General features: G+C 61.4%; 17 protein-coding genes. 5 read left to right on the top strand and 12 right to left on the bottom strand.

Annotated features, from left to right (window positions below; all coding sequences use genetic code 11):
- The first annotated feature begins 37 nt into the window (after nucleotides 1-37).
- Complete coding sequence (locus BUE92_RS14575) at nucleotides 38-2230, top strand: glycoside hydrolase (protein ID WP_073524524.1); 2193 nt, start codon at nucleotides 38-40, stop codon at nucleotides 2228-2230.
- Nucleotides 2231-2333: 103 nt separating this feature from the next.
- Here BUE92_RS14575 and BUE92_RS14580 read toward each other — a convergent pair whose 3' ends face one another.
- Nucleotides 2334-2960: a class I SAM-dependent methyltransferase gene (locus tag BUE92_RS14580; protein ID WP_073524525.1), complete on the bottom strand. Its 627-nt coding sequence runs from the start codon at nucleotides 2958-2960 to the stop codon at nucleotides 2334-2336.
- Nucleotides 2961-3136: 176 nt separating this feature from the next.
- Between BUE92_RS14580 and BUE92_RS14585 the strand changes: the two genes are divergently transcribed.
- Complete coding sequence (locus tag BUE92_RS14585) at nucleotides 3137-4240, top strand: hypothetical protein (protein WP_073524526.1); 1104 nt, start codon at nucleotides 3137-3139, stop codon at nucleotides 4238-4240.
- Between the two features lie 2 nt (nucleotides 4241-4242).
- Here the strand turns inward: BUE92_RS14585 and BUE92_RS14590 are convergent, their stop codons facing one another.
- From BUE92_RS14590 to BUE92_RS14640, 11 genes are all read right to left on the bottom strand, one after another.
- Entirely contained in the window at nucleotides 4243-4887 is a 645-nt protein-coding gene (locus BUE92_RS14590) for a methionine ABC transporter permease (protein ID WP_003187635.1), read from the bottom strand.
- Nucleotides 4877-5992 (bottom strand): methionine ABC transporter ATP-binding protein, encoded by a 1116-nt coding sequence (locus BUE92_RS14595; RefSeq protein ID WP_073524527.1) that lies wholly within the window; start codon nucleotides 5990-5992, stop codon nucleotides 4877-4879. Before BUE92_RS14595 ends, BUE92_RS14590 begins: the two co-directional genes overlap by 11 nt.
- The gene (locus BUE92_RS14600; RefSeq protein ID WP_073524529.1) at nucleotides 5989-6804 is read right to left on the bottom strand and encodes a MetQ/NlpA family ABC transporter substrate-binding protein; all 816 of its coding nucleotides are present in this window, start codon (nucleotides 6802-6804) and stop codon (nucleotides 5989-5991) included. The genes BUE92_RS14595 and BUE92_RS14600 overlap by 4 nt, the downstream gene beginning before the upstream one ends.
- 108 nt (nucleotides 6805-6912) lie before the next feature.
- The gene (locus tag BUE92_RS14605) at nucleotides 6913-8274 is read right to left on the bottom strand and encodes an LLM class flavin-dependent oxidoreductase (protein WP_073524532.1); all 1362 of its coding nucleotides are present in this window, start codon (nucleotides 8272-8274) and stop codon (nucleotides 6913-6915) included.
- Entirely contained in the window at nucleotides 8274-9467 is a 1194-nt protein-coding gene (locus BUE92_RS14610) for an SfnB family sulfur acquisition oxidoreductase (protein WP_073524534.1), read from the bottom strand. Before BUE92_RS14610 ends, BUE92_RS14605 begins: the two co-directional genes overlap by 1 nt.
- Before the next feature lie 40 nt (nucleotides 9468-9507).
- Nucleotides 9508-10749: an SfnB family sulfur acquisition oxidoreductase gene (locus BUE92_RS14615; RefSeq protein WP_073524536.1), complete on the bottom strand. Its 1242-nt coding sequence runs from the start codon at nucleotides 10747-10749 to the stop codon at nucleotides 9508-9510.
- Nucleotides 10750-10934: 185 nt separating this feature from the next.
- On the bottom strand, nucleotides 10935-11723 hold the full coding sequence (locus BUE92_RS14620; RefSeq protein ID WP_073524538.1) for a hypothetical protein: 789 nt from the start codon (nucleotides 11721-11723) through the stop codon (nucleotides 10935-10937).
- A 371-nt stretch (nucleotides 11724-12094) separates the two neighbouring features.
- Nucleotides 12095-12841: an L-cystine ABC transporter ATP-binding protein TcyN gene (tcyN, locus tag BUE92_RS14625; protein ID WP_014716461.1), complete on the bottom strand. Its 747-nt coding sequence runs from the start codon at nucleotides 12839-12841 to the stop codon at nucleotides 12095-12097.
- Between the two features lie 3 nt (nucleotides 12842-12844).
- A complete protein-coding gene (gene tcyL, locus BUE92_RS14630; RefSeq protein WP_003187646.1) occupies nucleotides 12845-13510 on the bottom strand; it encodes a cystine ABC transporter permease in 666 nt (221 codons plus the stop codon).
- Nucleotides 13510-14304, bottom strand: a complete 795-nt coding sequence (gene tcyJ, locus BUE92_RS14635; RefSeq protein ID WP_073524540.1) for a cystine ABC transporter substrate-binding protein — start codon at nucleotides 14302-14304, stop codon at nucleotides 13510-13512. The genes tcyL and tcyJ overlap by 1 nt, the downstream gene beginning before the upstream one ends.
- A gap of 205 nt (nucleotides 14305-14509) precedes the next feature.
- Nucleotides 14510-15505, bottom strand: coding sequence for a D-cysteine desulfhydrase (locus tag BUE92_RS14640; protein ID WP_073524542.1), 996 nt, complete (start codon nucleotides 15503-15505; stop codon nucleotides 14510-14512).
- Nucleotides 15506-15671: 166 nt separating this feature from the next.
- Here BUE92_RS14640 and epsC point away from each other — a divergent pair, with 166 nt between their 5' ends.
- The 3 genes from epsC (at nucleotide 15672) to mgrA (ending at nucleotide 20123) form a co-directional block, all read left to right on the top strand.
- Entirely contained in the window at nucleotides 15672-16598 is a 927-nt protein-coding gene (epsC, locus tag BUE92_RS14645) for a serine O-acetyltransferase EpsC (RefSeq protein ID WP_014716464.1), read from the top strand.
- A gap of 398 nt (nucleotides 16599-16996) precedes the next feature.
- Complete coding sequence (gene betT, locus BUE92_RS14650) at nucleotides 16997-18958, top strand: choline transporter BetT (protein WP_167514232.1); 1962 nt, start codon at nucleotides 16997-16999, stop codon at nucleotides 18956-18958.
- Nucleotides 18959-19085: 127 nt separating this feature from the next.
- Nucleotides 19086-20123 carry an L-glyceraldehyde 3-phosphate reductase gene (gene mgrA / locus BUE92_RS14655; RefSeq protein ID WP_073524544.1) on the top strand — a complete coding sequence of 346 codons (1038 nt, stop codon included), beginning with the start codon at nucleotides 19086-19088 and terminating at the stop codon, nucleotides 20121-20123.
- Nucleotides 20124-20183 lie beyond the last annotated feature (60 nt).

The raw sequence follows: 20183 nt of genomic DNA on the forward strand, positions 1-20183 counted from the left end.
ACCCTCTGGCGCTCATTCCAAACCCAGGTCGATCCTCATGCAGTGCCTGCGTTTCACCTTGCTGTTCTGCGCGTTACTCCTTGCGCCGCCCACCTTCGCCGCCACCGTACTGGAAAACGCCTTATGGCGCGTCGAACTCGACCCCGCCACCCTGGCGCTGCGCGTGACACCGACGGGCCAGGCCTCGGTGCAGGTATCCAGCGGTGTGGCTGCGCATGCCGTCAGCCAATTGCAGAACACGACTGACCAAGCCACTTGGCAATGGGACAACGGCGCCTATCGCCTGACCGCCCGCCTGCAACAGCGCGACCTGGCCCTGACCATCAACGCTCGCGAGCCCGGTGAGCTGGCCCTGCTGCGCCAGCCTGCCGAAGCCATGGGGCGAGGGTTGATCTGGCCATTGGCCGAGGGGCATTACGTGCCTGCCGGCAATGCCATCTGGAAGGCGTTTCTGCTGGAGCGGGGTGAACTCAATACCACCCAGGACCTGAGCCTGCCGCTGTGGGGTGTGGATCACGGGCGCTTCACGCTCAACTGGCTGCTGACCAACCCCTACAACAATCGCCTTGAATGGCAAGCGGACGGGCAGGGCCTGGCACTGACTGCGTCCCATGAATTCACCACGCTGGCGCCCGACGTGCCGATGACGCTGCGCCTGTACCTGGGCGATGCCGACCCGTTGGCTGGCGCCAAGCGCTACCGCCAGTGGCTGGTGGAGCAGGGCCGCTATGAACCGTTGGCGGACAAGCTGCGGCAAACACCTGAAGCCCAGAAGCTGCTGGGCGCCAGCCATGTGTACCTCTGGGATAACGGCCTGCTGGCTTTGGGCGATGTGCGTGATTGGCCAACACTGATCAAACGGCTGCGCAGCCATGAACTCAAGACGCTGATGGACAAAGAGAGCGCACAGCTGCTGGCGCAGTCCACTGCATTGAATCGCTATGAGCAAACCGTGCTGCTGCGCGGCCTCAACGCGGCGATCAACACCAAGGCCCGGCAGGCCTGGCAAGTCGAAGATCCAGACATGACCCGCCTTGCCGCCCGCTACGGTGAGCTGCGCAGTGAACTGGCCGTGGACTTTGCGGGAGCCTTGAGTGACAGCCCGCAAACCTGGGGCAGTAGCGCCATTCAAACCCTGCGCGACGCCGGGCTGCAGCGTCTGCTGCTGACCTTGGGCCAAGGTTGGGAGGGTGGCCTCTGGCATCCCGAAGCGATTCGCGCGGGGGTAGATGCCGGTTTTCTGATGGCGCCTTACGACTCCTATGAAACGGCCCTGTCCGCCACGGAAAACCCCGATTGGACCACCGCCCACCTGGGCGCCAAGGCCTATCGCGACTGCGCGATCATATTGAAAGACGGCACCTCGAAAACCGGTTTCCAGCAGTCCGGCCACTACACGGACCCGCGTTGTGTGCGGCCGTTGCTGGAGGCGCGAGTGAAGGCGGTACAAGCCAAGGCTGGTTTCAACGCCTGGTTTCTCGATGCCTACGCCACCAGCATGTTGTTTGACAGCTACCGCAGCGACGCCAGCATGACCCAGGCGCAAAACGCTGAGGGTAACATCGAGGCCTCCCGCTGGATCAACACCGTGCCTAAGCTGGTCACAGGCTCTGAAGACGGTAACGCGATCACTGCCCAGGGCATCCTGTTTGCCCACGGTATGCAGACCCCGGTGATTGGTTGGGGGGATCGCGAGATGACCCGGGACAAGCAGTCGCCGTACTTCGTCGGCAATTGGTTCCCACCGGAGCAACCGACGGTGTTCTTCAAGCCCGTGCCGCTGAAAGAGCCGTTCCGCACGGTGTATTTCGAGCCGACGATGCGCTTGCCGTTGTATCAGGCGGTATTCCACGGCTCGGTGATCACCACCCATCATTGGCTGTTCGACAGCCTCAAACTGAGCAATGTGCAGGGAGACAATGAACTGGCCCAACTGCTCTATAACGTGCCGCCGCTGTATCACCTCAGTGCTGCGACGCTCAAGGAGCGGCTGCCGATCATTCAGCGCCAGGACCGCTTCTTCCGACCGCTGCACCAGCGCTTGGCGACCCAGGCCATGACTGATTTTGCTTGGTTGACAGTGGACAAGCAGGTGCAGCAGACCACCTTCGCTGATGGGACGCGGTTGGTGGCGAATTTCGCGGCGTTGGAAAAAGAGGGGTATTCCGGGCGCAGTGTGACGGTAGTGGTGGAGGGTGAGGAGCCGATGGTGTATCAGGTGAATCAGTAGCGTCTGTGAGGGCTTCGCGAGCAAGCCCGCTCCCACAGGGGAATGCATTCCAAAATGTGGGAGCGGGCTTGCTCGCGAAGGCGTCAGCCCGAACAACACAGCGCTAAATTTTACGCCACACACTCGCCAACCAAGGCTGCTGGTCCAGCGGTAACCCGGCCGGCCGGTAGTAATGCTCCAACTCTTCAAACCCGGCCGCGGTCAGCAAGGCCTGCCAGGCCTGCAGGTCGTGATAAGAGCCATACCGTGGCCCATTCCAGCCTTCCTGGTTTTCACCCCGAGGGTTGGAGCTGAACAGCACGCCCCCAGGCTTCAACGTGCCATGCAGTTGTTTGAGAACGCGCGGCAGTTCCTGCTTGGGAATATGGAACAGCACCGCATTGGCAAACACCCCATCAAAGCGCGCAGCGGGCAGGTCCAGCTTGAGAAAGTCCTGCTGCAACACCTCACAGCCGCTGTCTTCACGGGCCATCTGCGCAAAACGCTCGGAACCATCGAGCCCTACGGCGATATGCCCTCTGCGCGTGAACGCCTGCAAATCCCGCCCCGGCCCACAGCCGAAATCCAGCACGGTAAAGGGCGCCGAACCCTGGATATGCCGCAGCAGCGCGTCGATGTTCTGGCTCACATCGTGATCGCGGGTGCCGTCACGGAAGTCTTCGGCCACTTTGTTGTAATGGCCGAGGGTGGTGGCGGTGATCTGGGTGAGGTCGTCGGGAGCAAGTTTCATGGCATGGCGCACGGCTGCGGCTGAGGTAGCTGGACTATACCTCGGCCCACTAGCGAGTTGAAAACCGTGTATCCGTTGTAGGGCGCTTCACGGCCTTCGCAGTGTGCGCATCCGACAGACCGCCATGAATAATTTTGGGTAAGATTCGGCCCTCATTTGACGAGGGTTATACATCCATGGAAGAGGAAAAACGTCCAACCGTTGGCGACAACACCGCGCCGAACAAGGTAGACCAATATGCCACGAGATTGAGCAATGGCCTGTTCTGGCTCAATGAGCGGGCCTGGCCGCTGACGGTGGGGATTCTCTCGGTAGCAGGCTTGTACCTGTACCAGTACATCCAGGTCGAAGAGGTACCGCTGAGTATCTTGTCGGCGTCAGCGTTCACTGCGTTGCCGGCGATGTTCGCCATGTTGGTATTTGTGATCGGCATGATGGGCGCGTCGATCCTGATCCCTACCTTCATCTTGTTCACGCGCCTGAACTGCACGGGTGTGCGTCTGAGTGATCAACTCAATCTCACCCCGCAGTCGCCGCAGGAGACGGCCCAGCATAGGCGCTTATTGGGGCATTGGATTGCCAGTCTGGTCGTAATGGGTGTTTTCTGGATGTCCGCTGTATACCTGTCTGTGAACGCCGAAAGTGGGTTTTGGCTGACCTTCAGCTGGATCGTCGCATTCATGGCGGCGATAGTGGCCTATGTCGGCATCATCCTTCGTGCCCGGCCCGCCGATGTTGCCCTGCGTGAGCTGACCGGCGAGTTCTGGCTGGCCAGTGCTGGCGCCGGGGTCGTTCAAATGGTGGTCATTCTGATGGTGACGGTGCCGGTCTCCCGCGCCTTCCGTGAGTATTCCGATAGCGCCGTGTTCTTCGCGCCTTTCATGGCCGCCGAACTGGTAGTGCTGTTTCTGATCCAGGGGAGCGCCGCCTGTCTGGTGGCGTGCATGCGCGATCAAAAAAACCCGGTTGCGTTCGCCTCGATGGCGGCCTTTGCGCTCATCGTTTTACTTGGGCTGATCCCGGCGAGCGGGGCCAAGTTGGGCGGCCTGCCGCTGCAAGGCTCCGCCTCGGGAGGGCGCATTTGTACGTTGATGACCTGGGCGGCAGAGGCCAAGGTCCCCGGCGTGCTGGTAGACGCCGACAACCCCAAGCGCAGCGTGAAGCTGAGGGTAATGGCCGACTCGGACGGCAGCTATATCGTGCGACCCTGGCAGGCCAAGGAAAAAACCATCACCTTCGTGCCCCGCGCCAGTGTTGCCCAACTGGATGAGTGCCCGTGACCTCAGCGCTTGTTCAATACCCGCGCAAGCCGGTCCCCGCTCAGTTGGATCACCGCTACCAGCACGACCAGCAGCACAATCACCGTGAGCATGATCTGCGTATCGAACCGCTGGTAGCCATAGCGGTAGGCAATATCGCCCAAGCCACCGGCACCAATCGCCCCGGCCATGGCCGATGAGTTGATCATGGTCACCAGGGTGATGGTGAAGCCGCCGACGATCCCCGGCAGGGCTTCCGGCAGCAGCACATGCCAGATGATGTGCCAGCGGCGGCACCCCATGGCCTGTGCGGCTTCGATCAGGCCATGGTCGACCTCGCGCAGGCTCACTTCAGCGATGCGTGCAAAGAACGGCGTGGCGGCGATGGTCAGCGGTACCACTGCCGCCCAGACGCCATAGGTGGTGCCGACGATCAGGCGCGTGAACGGGATGAGCGCCACCATCAGGATCAGGAACGGAATGGAGCGGAACAGATTCACGAACGCTCCCAGCACGCGGTTAAGGGCCGGTGCCTGGTAGATGCCGCCCTTGTCACTGGTGACCAGGAAGACCGCCAGCGGAATGCCCACCAGCAGCGCGATCAGCGACGACACCCCCACCATCAACAAGGTGTCGATGGCGCCCTGCACTAAACGATCAAACCACATAGCCCAGCACCTCCACCTGTTGTGCCCAATTCGCCGCGCGTTTGCGCAGTTCTTCGGCGTTGTGCGGCGATCCGTTCACCGCCAGCAGCAGTTGCCCCAAGGCATGCCCCTGGATGCGTTCCACGCCCCCTTGCAGTAAACGCACACGGCCGCCGAGAGCACTGAACAGCGCCGCGAGGTCTGGCTCCAGGGTGTCGCTGCCGGTGAACTGCAAGCGCAGCACCTGTGCTGCGTCGGCCGAGGCTGGCGTGGGTTGCAGGCGGCTTTGCAATTCTGGCGGCAAGCCGTGTTGCAGCGGTGCGAGCAGGGTCTTGCTGACCTCATGTTGCGGATCGCCAAACACCTGCCACACCGGGCCTTGCTCGACGATACGCCCGTGTTCCAGTACCACCACGCGGTCGCAGATGTCGCGGATCACCGCCATCTCATGGGTGATCAGCACGATGGTCAGGCCCAGGCGTTGGTTGATCTCGCGCAGCAGGCCGAGGATCGACTGGGTGGTTTCCGGGTCGAGGGCCGAGGTGGCTTCGTCGCACAGCAGAATCTCGGGGTCGTGCACCAAGGCTCGGGCGATGCCGACGCGTTGTTTCTGCCCGCCGGACAGCTGCGCCGGGTACGCCTTGTGTTTGTCTTGCAGGCCTACCAGCTCCAACAGTTCATGCACCTTTCGCGCGCGTTGTGCCTGGGGCACACCGGCGACCTTGAGCGGCAACTCAACGTTCTGCCACACGGTCTTGGCCGACATCAGGTTGAAGTGCTGGAAGATCATGCCGATGCGTCGCCGCAGCGCCACCAGGTGGTCTTCATCGAAGCTGCCGATGTCCACCTGGTCGATCAGCACCCGTCCGCTGCTGGGTTGTTCCAGGCGGTTGATGGTGCGGATCAGCGATGACTTGCCGGCGCCGCTGCGGCCGATGATGCCGAACACTTCACCCCGCTGGATCGCCAGGTCAATGCCTTGCAGCGCGTGCACCGTGCCGTCATAGGTTTTGCCCAGGTTGATGAACCGCACATGGGCACGGTTCAAGTCCGGGTGCAGTTCAGTCTGTTCGGCGTGGCTGGGCGCAGGGGCCAGATCGTGCAATCGGGCGTTGGCGGCCTTCATGGTTTAGCTTCCCAGCCGACCTGGTAGAGCTTGCCGAGGGACTTGTCCAAAGCCGCACGCACCACCGGCGAGTGTTGGTAGATATCGACGAACTTGATCACCCGCGGGTCGGTTTTGCTCTTGGGCTGGATCACGAACTGAATCACGTATTCGGGGTGGTCGAGGCCGTCGAACAGCAGCGCCGACTCGGCATCGAAGGTCTTGGACAGGCGGATGTACGCAGGGTAGCCCTGCACCAGATCGGCGTCGTCATAGGCGCGCACCAGTTGCACCGCTTCCACTTGCAGGATCTTGATGTTTTTCGGGTTGGCGATGATGTCTTCTTCGGTGGCTTTGTAGCCCACGCCCGGCTTGAGGGTGATCAGCCCGGCCTTGGCCAGCAGTTGCAGGCCGCGACCACTGTTGATCGGATCGTTGGCTATCGCCACGCTGGCGCCTGCGGGCAGCTCGTTGAAGCTTTTGTACTTTTTCGAATACAGCCCGACGTTATTGATGATGCCTGGCGCATACGGCACCAGGTCAAACCCGGCGGCGGCCTTGGCGTTTTCCAGGAAGGGGATGTGCTGGAAGTAGTTCACGTCGATATCGCCGGCGGCGAGGCTGACGTTGGGCGCGATCCAGTCAGTGAACTCCACCAGTTCGACTTTCAGGCCCTGCTTGCCGGCCTCTTCTACGGCGGCTTCCAGGGGGATGGCGAAGGCAGCGGTGGTGCCGATTTTCAACGGTGCATTGGCGGCGAATACCGCCGAGCTGAATAAGCCGAAGGCCAGGGCTAGTGCTTTGACTGGGTGGTTTAAGAATGTCTTTTTCATAGTGGTTTCCAATTGTAGGAGCGAGCTTGCTCGCGAAAAACTGGAGGGCGCCTCGGGTTACCAGGCGGCCCGCGTTATCGTTGACGGTCTTCGCGAGCAAGCTCGCTCCTACAGAGGGTGGTGGCGGTAGGTAGAGCCGGTGTGTTGGTTGGGTAAGCGAGCCGTGTCGTGGAAGACTTTTTCCCGCAGCGTTCCCTGCGCATATTCCGTCTTGTACGAGCCCCGCCGTTGTAACTCCGGTATCACCAGCTCAATGAAATCCACATAGCTCTCCGGCGTCACAATGCGCGTCAGGTTGAAACCATCCAGCCCGGTTTCGCTGATCCAGGATTCCAGCTCATCGGCCACCTGTTCAGGCGAGCCCACCAGGGTGATATAGCGCCCGCCCAGGGCGTGCTGGTCGAGCAATTTGCGCCGGGTCCAGTCGTTGTTCTGCAGGTTCTGGGTGGCGGACTGGATCGCGTTGCTCTTGACGTACTGGATCGGCTCGTCCAAGGCGTACTGGGAAAAATCAATCCCGGTCGAGGCCGAGAAATGCGCCACGCCGGCTTCCGCGCTGGCGTAGCTGAGGTACTCGGCGTGCTTGTTCCAGGCCGACTCTTCAGTGGCGCCAACGATGACGTTAAGGCCCATGAACACCTTGATGTCGTCCGGGTTGCGCCCAGCCTCCACTGCGCTGGCGCGCACCTTGTCCACCTGGCGCTTGGTCGCGGCTTTGTTTTGCCCGCTGATAAACACGCACTCGGCGTGCCGTCCGGCGAACAGCAAGCCACGCTCGGAACTGCCGGCCTGGAACAGCACCGGCGTGCGCTGGGGCGAGGGCTCGCACAGGTGATAACCCTCCACCTGATAGAACTCGCCGTGGTGCTCTACCTTGTGCACCTTGCCCGGTTGCGCATACACCCGCGCCTGGCGATCGTTGCGCACCGCGTCGTCTTCCCAGCTGCCTTCCCAGAGCTTGTACAACACCTGCAGGTATTCATCGGCCTGGTCGTAGCGCCGGTCATGCTCGACCTGTTCGGTAAGGCCCATGGCCTTGGCGGCGCTGTCGAGGTAGCCGGTGACAATGTTCCAACCCACCCGGCCACGGCTCAGGTGATCCAGCGTCGACATGCGCCGGGCGAACAGGTACGGCGGTTCGTAGGTGAGGTTGGCGGTGAGGCCGAAGCCAAGGTGCTTGGTGACGGCGGCCATGGCCGACACCAGCAGCAGCGGGTCGTTGACCGGTAACTGGATCGACTCCTTGAGCGGCACGTCAATGGAGTCTTGGTACACGTCATACACGCCGACGATATCAGCGATAAACAAACCGTCGAACAACCCGCGCTCCAGGATCTGCGCCAGTTCAGTCCAGTATTCGATGCTGTTGTATTGGGTGGACGTGTCCCGTGGGTGAGTCCACAAACCGTGATTGATGTGCCCGATGCAGTTCATGTTGAAGGCATTGAGCAGGATCTTTTTTTTGCTCATCAGATGGTCCCCCGCAGCGGCGGGTTTTCATCGTTGAGGTAGTAGTTGCCGACCGCGTGGTACTTCCAGCGTACCGGGTCGTGCAGAGTGTGCACCCGGGCGTTGCGCCAGTGGCGGTCCAGGCCATGTTCGGCCAGGGTCGCCTGGCTGCCGGCCAGTTCGAACAGGGTGCTGCCGGCCGCCAGGGAGATCTCGGTGCTCAGGGCGCGCACTTCGGCAACGGCGATGGAGGCTGCGGCGACGGTCTGGGCATTGCTGTCGGCCTGGGCGCGGTCGAGGAATTCACCCGAGCGCTCCAGCAAGGCTTCGGCGGCGTGCAGGCGGCTGCTCAGGTGGCCGAAGCTCTTGAGTGTCAGCGGGTCTTCGGTGGCCTTGTCGTTGCCGGCGTCGATCCACGGGCGGGTCTTGGTGCGCACAAAATGCAAGGCGTCCTCAAAGGCTGCGCGGGCGATGCCGGTGTCGATGGCTGCGTGGAGGATCTGCGCCAGCGGGCCGACGGTGGTCGGGCGTTCGAAGGCGCTCTGGAACGGCATCACGTCTTGCGCCGCGACCCACACGTTGTCGAACACCACCGAGCCGCTGCCGGTGGTGCGCTGGCCGAAGCCGCTCCAGTCGTCGATCACCGTCAGGCCCGCGCTGTCGCGCGGGACGAAGGCCAGTTGCTGCACGCCATTTGCATCCACCACCGAGGTGGGGATGCGCTGGGCATAGATCGCGCCGGTGGCGTAGAACTTGCGCCCGTTAATGCGAAAACCGTCGCCGTCGCGGGTGAGGCTGGTGATACGGTCGTGGGCGGTCTTGGTGCCCAGTTCCGCCAAGGCGTTGCCAAAGCGTTGGCCGGCCAATACCTCGGCGTAGAGGCGTTGCTGCTGTTCGGGGCTGCCGTTCACCCGCAGTACTTCGAGGGCATAGAAATGGTTTTGCGGAATCTGGCCCAAAGAGCCATCGGCCTGGGCGATCAGTGCGATGACCTTGGCCAGGGTGACGTTGGACACGCCCGCGCCGCCGTAGGCCTTGGGCACGCTGATGCCCCACAGGCCAGAGCGGGAAAACACGTCCAGTTCGGGCAATGGCAGGCGGCGTTCGCGGTCGCGTTGGGCGCTGTCGCGGCGCAAGTCTTCAGCAAGATCGCTGGCGACAATAAGCGCTTGTTCGTCGCTGGTGATGAGCGCGACGGGGTGAGAAAGGGTCATGAGTTTCTCCAGAAGCTCGTGGAAAAAGTGTTCTGGTTGGTTAAATCCAGGAATGACGAGCCGGCAAGGTGCCGTTGAGTCGATAGGCGCCGATGGCGTGATACTTCCAGCGCACCGGGTCGTGCAGGGTGTGCACCCGGGCGTTGCGCCAGTGACGGTCAAGGTTGAATTCGGCCAGGGTGGCGCGGCTGCCAGCCAATTCGAAGAGCTTCTCGGTGACTTGTAACGCCACTTCGGTGGTCAGCACCTTGGCCTCGGCCACGGCAATCGAGGCGTGGGCGGCGGACTGCGCGGTGATCGGCGCGGCGCTGACCTGGTCGAGCACCTGGCCAGCCTTGCGCAAGAGTGCCTCGGCGGCGTGCAGTTCGATCTTCAACTTGCCGATATCGGCGATCACATACAGATCATCGCTGGCCCGCTCGACCTTGGCGTCGATCCACGGGCGTGAACGTTCACGCACGAAGGCAATGGCGTCGTCGAGGGCGCCACGGGCGATGCCGGCGTCGATGGCGGCCTGGATCAGTTGTGACACGGCACCCTGGATATTCGGGCTTTCGCCCAGGCGCCAGTTGTCGATGACCAGTTCCGGCTCCACGGCCACGCGGTCAAGCAAGACGGTGCCGCTGGCGGTGGTGCGTTGGCCAAAGCCGGACCAGTCATCAACGATGCGCAGCCCTTCGCTGCCGCGACGCACAAAGGCCATGACCTGCTTACCGTCATCGTTCAGGGCCTTGATTGCCACCCAGTGGGCAAACAGGGCGCCTGTGGAGTAGAACTTCTGCCCGCTGAGCACGTAACCGTCACCTTCGGCCGTGAGGCGCGCCTTGAGCTCAAGGGTATTTCTGGTGCCGCGTTCCGGGCCGCCGTTGCCGATGCGCCAGCCGTCGAGCACGCTCTGGAACAGCTGCTTTTTCTGACGCTCGGTCGCGGTGCCCTGCAATACGTGCAAGATGCCGAAATGGTTCTGCGGGATCTGCCCGAGTGCCGGGTCGGCCGCGCTGATAATCGCGAAGACTTCGGCCAGGGTCACAAACGACACCTGTGGGCCGCCGTATTCACGGGGAATGGAAATACTGCCCAAGCCGCTGCGGGTGAACTGTTCGAGCTGCGCCCAGGGCAGTTTGCGTTGCTGGTCGCGCTGGGCGGCCTGCGCGCGCGCAGCCTGGGCCAACTCGTGGGCGGCGCTCAACGCCTGGGCGTCGTTGCGCAGCACCGTGGAGGGCAACAGCAGGGGGGCTACGTCCAGATCACTCTGGGGGGGTGTTAGAGCCAAGTTAGACATCAGCGCCGCTCCTTGGCTGCACGCAATGCCCTGGCGTTGCGCACCGGGGTAATTCTGACCATACCGACCTCGCATTCAATGAAATAAACAGAAAAATCAGGAATGTCCGGTGGTCCGGTGCATATACCCTAAGCGTGTTAATTATTTAAATAAACTAACTTTTAGGAATATGCATAGAAGGGCTGTCACCCCGGTTCACAGGGTGAGCCGAAGCGGCGCGGTTGATAGCCCGGTGCGGGCGAGGCAGGGCGGGGCGGTGTGCAGGCGGCGATGCGCAGCGTGCGGGCGGGCGCCCAGCGGGAGTTGTTACCCACGCGGTCGAGAATGCAGTAGGTGACTTCCAACCGGCAGTCGTCGCCGGCTTCGACAATCACGTGGGGCGGCACCCACACCTGCACCGTCAGGCCGACGCTGTTGGCTTGGATGCGGGGTAGGTCCAAGCGTACATCGCCCCAGCGCAACGTGATGGCGTCGCCCGTGCTCATGTTCAGGTAAGGCTCGATGGTCAGCGGAATGCCGCGCCTTACCTGGCTGCTGTTGACGCCGTGGCGGCGGATCGTCTCGGGCAGGTTCACGGGTGCCAGATTCTGGTTCTCATTGTCGCCTTCAGGGTTCAGGCGCGGCGAAGGCTGACCGCCGGGGTAGCAGGTCTTGACCCGCACCAGCGTCACCGCCGAGCGCATCGGGCCATGGCCGATCTGCAAGACCTGGTAATGGACGCGTGCCGGTCCGTCCTGCACAAAGCTCTGCGGTACGCACAGGTGGGTGCACGTGCCGATCTTGCACGCCGTCACCTTGCGCGAGGCGGCGAAGCAGTTGTTCCAGAACAGTTCAATCAGGTCGCCTTCCTCCATGCTCGGGTAGGGTGAAATGTCGACTTGCAAGTGGGCGGCGGCCAGGGCGCCGATGCCGTTTCCAATAGCCTGGGGAAGCCTTGGGGCACTGAGCGTGGCCGGGATTTGAGTGTGTGTCATAAGTAATCTCCTTGATGCAGCCAGCAGCAATCGTTCCGAAACCTAGACGCACAGGCGCAAGGGGGTTCGAAAGGCACGATTCAGTCAGTAGCCGGGATAGGATCCAATCCTCAAGACGCTAGATAAGAGGGTTGGCCGAGGAGCGTCAATGGAGGCAAAGGGCTAAACGGCGGGTTTGGAGAGATTCAGACGGGTCTGACGGGGAGGGGGATTTTAAGGCGCTTGCGACGGGGGCTTTTACGCGCTCAACCTGCAGCCCGTTGTAGGAGCGAGCTTGCTCGCGAAGAGCGCCCAGGCAACTCGGTCAATCTGATTCACCGCGTTATCGTTAACGTTCTTCGCGAGCAAGTTCGCTCCTACAGTGGGAGGCGTCAGTGGGCGAGGAATTTGCTCAGGAACTGCTTGGTACGTTCTTCCCTGGGGTTGGCAAACAGCGCCTTGGCTTCGCCCTGTTCGACGATTACGCCCTTGTCGAAAAAGATCACCCGGTTGGCCACATCACGGGCAAAGCTCATCTCGTGGGTGACGATGACCATGGTGCGGTTTTCTTCGGCCAGGCTGCGAATGGTCGCCAGAACTTCGCCCACCAGTTCCGGGTCGAGGGCCGAGGTGGGTTCGTCGAACAGGATCACCTCCGGCTCCATGGCCAATGCGCGGGCAATCGCCACACGCTGTTGCTGGCCGCCGGACAGGCGCCGAGGATAGGACGCTTCCTTGCCCGCCAGGCCGACCCTGGCCAACAGCTTGCGCCCCAGTTCGGCCGCCGCTTCCCGTGGCATCTTCTTGACCACGATGGGGCCTTCGATGACGTTTTCCAACGCGGTGCGGTGGGGGAACAGGTTGAAGTTCTGGAACACAAAGCCCACATGCTGGCGCAGGCGCCGCACCAGGCCCTGTTGCTGGTTGAGCGGCCTGCTGCTGTCGATCTCGATGTCACCCACCTTGATACGGCCGCTGGTGGGTTCTTCGAGGAAGTTCAGGCAGCGCAGGAAGGTGGTCTTGCCGGAACCGCTGGGGCCGATGATGGCGACTACTTCGCCTTCCTTGACCTCCAGGTCGATGCCGTTGAGCACCACCTGGCCGTTGAATTGTTTGGTCAGTTTTTCAACCACGATCATGCTTCAAGACTCCAGGTCATGCCGGTTGACCCGGTCTTCCAGACGATTCTGCAGATGCGCCAGGATGCTCGCCAGGATCCAGTAGATCAGGGCTGCGGACAGATACATGGTGAAAATTTCGAAGGTACGTGCCGACACCAGTTGGGCCTGGCGGAACAGCTCGGGCACCTGGATGGTGGCGGCCAGCGCCGTGTCCTTGACCAGTGAAATAAAGCTGTTGCCCAAAGGCGGCAACGCCGTGCGCATCGCCTGGGGCAGGATGGCCCGGCGCAACGTCTGCGCACGGGTCATACCGATACTGGCAGCGGCTTCCCACTGGCCACGCTCGATGGAGGCGATGGCGGCCCGCAGGATTTCACACGCATAGGCAGCCATGTTCAGCGAAAAGCCGATCATGGCGGCCGGGATCGGGTCCAGCTCGATACCCACTTGCGGCAAGCCGTAGTAGATCAGGAACAGCTGCACCAGCAACGGCGTGCCGCGAAAAAACGATACGTAGACCCGGGCGGTCCAGCTCAAGAGCTTGAAGCGCGAGAGGCGCATCAAGGCCAGGCCGAAGCCCAGCAGCAGGCCAAAAAACATCCCGCCCAGGCTGAGGATTACCGTGTAGTACGCGCCCTTGAGCAAAAAGGGCGCGGAGTCCAGCGCGAGTTGGAAACCTGCTTCCATTATTGCGTGACGTCAGCGTTGAAGTACTTCTCGGACAGCGTCTTCAAGGTGCCATCGGCGCGCAGCTTGTCCAGAGCCTTGTTCACCGCGTCGAGCAGCTCGGGCTCACCTTTGCGCAGGGCGATACCGGATTCCTGACGGGAAAAGGCGTCGCCGGCAGCGGCGGTGTCGGGGGCTTTCTTGGCGTATTCCAGGGCGGCCAGGCGGTCGATCAGGACGGCGTCGATGCGGCCGATGCGCAGGTCCTGAAACTTGGTCGGGTCGTCGTTGTAGGTCTTGATAATGGCTTTTGGTTGGTTGTCCTTGAGCCATTGTTCGTAGTTGGTGCCCAGGCCTACACCGACTTTCTTGCCGGCCAGGTCGTCGGCTTTCTTAATCGAGTCGACGTTCTTTTTCAGCACCAGCGCCTGGATGCCGGACACGGTGTAAGGCTTGGAGAAATCGTACTTTTTCTTGCGCTCTTCGGAGATGGTCACCTGGTTGACCACGGCGTCCAGGCGCTTGGATTCAAGCGCGGCGAGGATGCCGTCCCATGGCGTGGCTTGCAGCTTGACCTTGACGCCCAGCTCCTTGGCCAGTGCCTCGGACAGTTCCACTTCGAAACCGCTGAGCTTGCCGCTTTCATCAACGAAGCTGAACGGTGGGTAGGTGCCTTCCAGGCCGATCTTGATCTCGCCGGCCTTCTTGATGGTGTTCAGCTGCTCGCCGGCAACCGCCTGGCCCAGCCAGCCAGCGCCCAGCGCCAGGCCCAATGTGCCAACCAGCAGCGTGCGACGAAATACAGAAATAGTCATGGAGAGCCCCTGTGTTTTTTATGGTGAGCGAAGCAGGTGACGCGGTAGTCGTATCCTGCCCTAAAGCGCGAAGCGCGTCTTCGCCTTCGGCGCGATGATAAGGTGGGTCTTTAAGTCTTGAAAATAATAAAAATACAATTTCATATTCCTTTTGGGAATATGTTCGCCTTATGTGGCAAGCCAGCCCCACATTGACCGTATCCAATCAGTTGAATACTGAGTCATAGGCAAACAATGCCGGCGCGCCACCGGTATGCAGGAAAATGATCGGCCCCTCTTCAAAGCGCTGGCGCCCGATGCCGTCCAGCAAACCGGCCATGGCCTTGCCGGTATACACCGGGTCCAGCAACAGACCTTCCTGGCTGGCCAAAAGTTTGATCGCCGAGAGGGTGCCGGCGTTTGGCTCGCCATAACGCGGCCCGAAATACTCGTCCCACAGGGTGACCTTGAAGGCGTCGGGAATAGCCACACCGAGCAACTCGGCAGTGCGTTCGGCCAAGCCCTGCACCTTGGGGAATTGCGCTTGCTCGGTACGCGACACCGTGACGCCGATCACCGGCAACTGCGGCAGTGCTTCGCTCAAGGCCAGGGCCAGGCCGCTGTGGGTACCGGCACTGCCAGAGGCGAGCACCACGGCGGCGAATTGAATGCCGCTGTCTTCAATTTGCGCGGCCAACTCCAGCCCGGCGCGTACGTAGCCCAGCGCGCCGAGTGCGTTGGAACCGCCGATAGGCACCAGGTACGGCTTCTTGCCGTTACTGCGCAGGCGGTCGGCGAGGGCGTTGAGTTGGTCGTCGGCGTTGTCGAGGTTTTCCACCAACTCCACTTTGGCGTCGAACAGCTCCAGCAGCAGGCGATTGCCGTTGCCCAGGTAGTTGGGATCGTCGGTGCCGGTAGGGTTTTCCAGCAGGGCAACACAGCCCAGGCCGAGCTTGGCGGCGAGCGCGGCGGTCTGGCGAACATGGTTGGACTGGATCGCGCCGGCGGTGACCAGGGTGTCCGCGCCCTGGGCGATGGCATCGGCAGCCAGGTATTCAAGTTTGCGCAGCTTGTTGCCGCCCATGGCCAGCGGCGTGGTGTCATCGCGTTTGACGTAGACGTCCCTGCCCAGCCAGGCCGACAGCCGCTCGAGTTTTTCCAGGGCAGTGGCACTGCCCAGTAGTTCCAGACGGTTAAAACGGTCGAGCTGTTGTTTGATCATGGTTTCGCACGGTGGCTGAGTGATGGGGGGACTATAGGCAGGCACTTTTCTTCGGGCAACCGTCAATCGCTTATGACGAAAGGTTCTTAGGCTCGCACCATTGGTTCTTAAGAGCTGCCTGGGTGCATACCGTAAAGTGATGGCCATTTCGTCAGGAGTGAATACCGTGAGTGAGCGTTCCAGTCATTGGCAATTGCAGACCATCGTCAGCCAGCTGCGCGGCGCCCGCGACCAGTGGCGAACGCGCAACGGGCGCTTGAGTGGCGAGCATGGTGGCCGCGAGTTGCCGTCCCGCGAGGCGGTGGCGCAGATTCTTGAGGCCTTGTGCGGCGCCCTGTTTCCGATGCGCCTGGGCCCGGCGGACCTGCGCGAAGAAAGCGAAGACTTCTACGTGGGCCACACCCTCGACGTCGCGCTCAACGCCTTGCTCGCCCAGGCGCGCCTGGAGTTGCGCTATGCCGCGCGTCAGAGCGGTGAGGACGACAGTGAAGTCAACGCCCACGCCATTCGCCTGATCCAGGATTTCGCCCTGGCGTTGCCATCCTTGCGCAGCCTGCTGGACACCGACGTACTGGCTGCCTATCACGGCGACCCGGCCGCACGCAGTGTGGATGAAGTGCTGCTGTGCTACCCGGGCATCCTGGCGGTGATCCACCATCGCCTGGCCCACCACCTTTACCGTGCCGGCCTGCCGCTGCTGGCGCGGATCAGTGCGGAAATCGCCCACTCGGCCACCGGCATTGATATCCACCCCGGCGCACAGATCGGCCCGAGCTTCTTTATCGACCACGGCACAGGCGTGGTGATTGGCGAGACGGCGATCATTGGCGAGCGGGTACGCATCTATCAGGCCGTGACACTGGGCGCCAAACGCTTTCCGGCGGATGAAGATGGGCAATTGCAGAAAGGCCACCCGCGTCACCCTATTGTTGAAGATGATGTGGTGATTTACGCCGGGGCGACGATCCTGGGGCGGATCACCATTGGCCAGGGTTCGACCATTGGCGGCAATGTGTGGCTGACCCGCAGCGTGCCGGCCGGGGCGAATATCACCCAGGCGAACTTGCAGCATGATGATGGGGCGCAGAAGTAGCCGAAGATTGCACAACCCCCTGTGGGAGCGGGCTTGCTCGCGAAGGCTGCGTGCCAGTTGATGTATGTGTTGGCTGACACACCGCCTTCGCGAGCAAGCCCGCTCCCACATTTTTATCCCCATTTCCAATTTGTATCGCTGAACGATTTGCTTCCTTCATCCGTCATACCCATCCCTGAGCTAGTGTAAGAAACACCTACCACTCAGCCCTGCGATTAGTCCCAGACCCCCGATTCATGTTTAACTTGAACGTTCGTTCAAGTTAAACCGGTGGTTCGCTGCCCGCTCACAACAGGAGGCTTACCTTTGCTGAGTCCGTTTTTTACAGCCATATCCCGCAACCTTGAGGTGCATCGTTCATGAGTGCATCGTCCACCCCTTCCAGCGGCATGGTGCGCATGAATGCGCCCGTTTTCTACTTTGCCGCGACCGTCATCCTGCTGTTCGGCATCACGGTCATCGCTATCCCGCAACAGGCCGGTGCCTGGCTGCTGGCGGCGCAAAACTGGGCGGCCAACACGGTCGGCTGGTACTACATGCTGGCGATGACGCTGTATCTGGTCTTCGTGGTGGTCACCGCGCTATCGGGCTACGGCAAGATAAAACTCGGTGCCGACCACGACGAGCCCGAATTCAGTTACCTGTCCTGGGCCGGCATGTTGTTCGCCGCCGGGATCAGCATCACGCTGTTTTTCTTTTGCGTCTCGGAGCCGCTGACGCACTTGGTGCAGCCGCCCCAGGGCGAAGCAATGAACGCCGATGCGGCGCGCCAGGCGATGCAGGTGCTGTTCCTGCACTGGGGCCTGCATGGCTGGGGCGTGTTCGCGTTTGTCGGCATGGCCCTGGCGTATTTCGCCTACCGGCATAACCTGCCGCTGGCGTTGCGCTCGGCGCTGTACCCGCTGATCGGCAAGCGCATCAATGGCCCTATCGGTTACGCGGTGGATGGTTTTGGCATCATTGCCACGGTGTTCGGCCTGGGCGCCGACATGGGCTTTGGCGTGCTGCACCTCAATTCCGGCCTGGACTACCTGTTTGGCATTGCCCATACCCAGTGGATCCAGGTGGGCCTGATCACCCTGATGATGGGCGCGGCGATCATCGTGGCCGTGGCCGGCGTCGACAAGGGCGTGCGGGTGATGTCTGACATCAACATGCTGCTGGCCTGTGCGCTGCTGCTGTTCGTATTGTTCGCCGGGCCTACCCAGCACCTGCTCAACACCTTGATCCAGAACATCGGTGACTATTTGGGGGCGCTGCCCACCAAGAGTTTTGATGTGTACGCCTACAATAAGCCGAGCGACTGGCTGGGCGGCTGGACGGTGTTCTATTGGGCCTGGTGGATCGCATGGTCGCCGTTCGTGGGCCTGTTTATCGCGCGTATTTCCCGTGGCCGCACCATCCGCGAATTCGTGTTTGGCGTGCTGCTGATTCCGCTGGGCTTCACCCTGGCGTGGATGTCGATCTTCGGTAACAGCGCCATCGACCAGGTGCTCAACCATGGCATGGCTGCACTGGGCCAGTCGGCGATCGATGACCCATCGATGAGCCTCTACCTGCTGCTGGAAACCTACCCGTGGAGCAAGACGGTGATCGCGGTCACGGTGTTCATCAGCTTTGTGTTCTTCGTGACCTCGGCTGACTCCGGCACTGTGGTGCTCTCCACCCTCTCGTCCAAAGGCGGCAACGCGGATGAAGACGGGCCGAAGTGGCTGCGTGTGTTCTGGGGCGCGATGACCGCCCTGGTCACCAGTGCGTTGCTGTTCGCCGGCAGTATCGACTCGCTCAAGTCTGCGGTGGTACTGACCTCGCTGCCGTTCTCGCTGATCCTGCTGCTGATGATGTGGGGGCTGCACAAGGCGTTCTACCTGGAGTCGCAAAAGCAGATCGCGCAGTTGCATTCCCTGGCGCCGATCTCCGCTTCGCGCAAAGGCCGAGGCGGCTGGCGCCAACGTTTGAGCCAGGCGGTGCATTTCCCATCGCGCGATGAGGTGTACCGTTTCCTCGACACCACGGTGCGCCCGGCGATTGAAGAAGTGACGGCCGTGTTTGTCGAGAAGGGCCTTACGGTGGTGACCCAGCCTGACCCGTCCAACGACAGCGTCAGCCTCGAAATCGGCCATGGCGAAGAACGTCCGTTCATCTACCAGGTGCAGATGCGTGGCTATTTCACACCGTCGTTCGCCCTGGGCGGCATCGGCAAGAAAGAGATCAACAACCGCCGCTACTATCGGGCCGAAGTGCACTTGAGTGAGGGCAGCCAGGACTATGACCTGGTGGGCTACACCAAGGAGCAGATCATCAATGACATCCTCGACCAGTACGAGCGACACCTGCAGTTCTTGCACATGGTGCGCTGATAGCATTCCTCTCAAGTAGGTCTTTGCTGTAAAAGGAAGAGGCAGACTTAAGCGATTCAGCTGCTTGAAAGGCCCGGGAATATGCCTATTCCCGGGCCTTATTTGCCCTAGATCAAGAGAGGATTCGATGACGTACATTGCTGCCGAAAACCGCTATGAATCTATTCCTTATCGCCGCGTAGGCCGCAGTGGATTGGTGCTGCCGGCACTGTCCCTGGGGTTGTGGCACAACTTTGGCGACAGCACCCCGATCGACACCCAGCGCGCTCTGCTGCGCACGGCGTTCGACCTGGGTATCAACCACTTCGACCTGGCCAACAACTACGGCCCGCCCTACGGCAGCGCCGAGATCAACTTCGGCCGTTTGCTGCGCGAAGACTTCAAGCACTATCGCGATGAATTGATCATCTCCAGCAAAGCCGGTTGGGACATGTGGCCCGGCCCTTACGGCCAGGGTGGTGGTTCGCGTAAATACGTATTGGCCAGCCTGGACCAGAGCCTGCAACGCCTGGGCGTCGACTATGTGGATATCTTCTACTCCCACCGCTTTGACCCCGACACGCCCCTGGAAGAGACCGCCAGCGCCCTGGCAACCGCCGTGCAACAAGGCAAGGCGCTGTACATCGGCATCTCGTCTTACTCCGGGGTAAAAACCCGCGAAATCGCAGCCTTGCTCAACGAGTGGAAAGTGCCGCTGTTGATCCACCAGCCGGCCTACAACCTGCTCAACCGTTGGGTGGAAAAAGACCTGCTGGAGACCACTGAAGCACTCGGTGCTGGAGTGATCGCGTTCACGCCGCTGGCCCAGGGTTTGTTGACCGATAAATACCTCAACGGGGTACCGGCCGATGCGCGGGTCAATCGTCCGGGTGGTGGCTCGTTGCAGGCCCAGCACCTGTCCGAGGCCAACATCGCCCATGTACGGGGCCTGAATGAAATCGCCAAGCGCCGTGGCCAGAGCCTGGCCCAGTTGGCGTTGGCGTGGACATTACGTGATCCACGGGTAACCAGTGCGCTGATCGGTGCAAGCCGGCCGGAGCAGATCATCGAGAACGTCGGGGCGTTGAAGAATTTGAGCTTCAGTGCAGAAGAACTGGCGGAGATTGATCGGTTTGCGCAGGAAGGTGGGATCAACTTGTGGGAAAAGCCATCCACCGCTGAATAACCTGCCGAACTCGGTAAATGTGGGAGCCGGGCTTGCCCGCGATAGCGGTTTTTCAGCCAA

Source organism: Pseudomonas fluorescens (assembly GCF_001902145.1).
Taxonomy (GTDB): domain Bacteria; phylum Pseudomonadota; class Gammaproteobacteria; order Pseudomonadales; family Pseudomonadaceae; genus Aquipseudomonas; species Aquipseudomonas fluorescens_BV.

Excerpts from the sequence above, each read along its gene's own strand:
- BUE92_RS14580 (WP_073524525.1), bottom strand. The coding sequence starts at position 2,960 with ATGAAACTTGCTCCCGACGACCTCACCCAGATCACCGCCACCACCCTC.
- BUE92_RS14605 (WP_073524532.1), bottom strand. The coding sequence starts at position 8,274 with ATGAGCAAAAAAAAGATCCTGCTCAATGCCTTCAACATGAACTGCATC.
- tcyN (WP_014716461.1), bottom strand. The coding sequence starts at position 12,841 with ATGATCGTGGTTGAAAAACTGACCAAACAATTCAACGGCCAGGTGGTG.
- BUE92_RS14595 (WP_073524527.1), bottom strand. The coding sequence starts at position 5,992 with ATGAAGGCCGCCAACGCCCGATTGCACGATCTGGCCCCTGCGCCCAGC.
- BUE92_RS14585 (WP_073524526.1), top strand. The coding sequence starts at position 3,137 with ATGGAAGAGGAAAAACGTCCAACCGTTGGCGACAACACCGCGCCGAAC.
- BUE92_RS14640 (WP_073524542.1), bottom strand. The coding sequence starts at position 15,505 with ATGATCAAACAACAGCTCGACCGTTTTAACCGTCTGGAACTACTGGGC.
- BUE92_RS14610 (WP_073524534.1), bottom strand. The coding sequence starts at position 9,467 with ATGACCCTTTCTCACCCCGTCGCGCTCATCACCAGCGACGAACAAGCG.
- mgrA (WP_073524544.1), top strand. The coding sequence starts at position 19,086 with ATGACGTACATTGCTGCCGAAAACCGCTATGAATCTATTCCTTATCGC.
- tcyL (WP_003187646.1), bottom strand. The coding sequence starts at position 13,510 with ATGGAAGCAGGTTTCCAACTCGCGCTGGACTCCGCGCCCTTTTTGCTC.
- BUE92_RS14590 (WP_003187635.1), bottom strand. The coding sequence starts at position 4,887 with ATGTGGTTTGATCGTTTAGTGCAGGGCGCCATCGACACCTTGTTGATG.
- BUE92_RS14620 (WP_073524538.1), bottom strand. The coding sequence starts at position 11,723 with ATGACACACACTCAAATCCCGGCCACGCTCAGTGCCCCAAGGCTTCCC.
- BUE92_RS14575 (WP_073524524.1), top strand. The coding sequence starts at position 38 with ATGCAGTGCCTGCGTTTCACCTTGCTGTTCTGCGCGTTACTCCTTGCG.
- BUE92_RS14615 (WP_073524536.1), bottom strand. The coding sequence starts at position 10,749 with ATGTCTAACTTGGCTCTAACACCCCCCCAGAGTGATCTGGACGTAGCC.
- BUE92_RS14600 (WP_073524529.1), bottom strand. The coding sequence starts at position 6,804 with ATGAAAAAGACATTCTTAAACCACCCAGTCAAAGCACTAGCCCTGGCC.
- tcyJ (WP_073524540.1), bottom strand. The coding sequence starts at position 14,304 with ATGACTATTTCTGTATTTCGTCGCACGCTGCTGGTTGGCACATTGGGC.
- betT (WP_167514232.1), top strand. The coding sequence starts at position 16,997 with ATGAATGCGCCCGTTTTCTACTTTGCCGCGACCGTCATCCTGCTGTTC.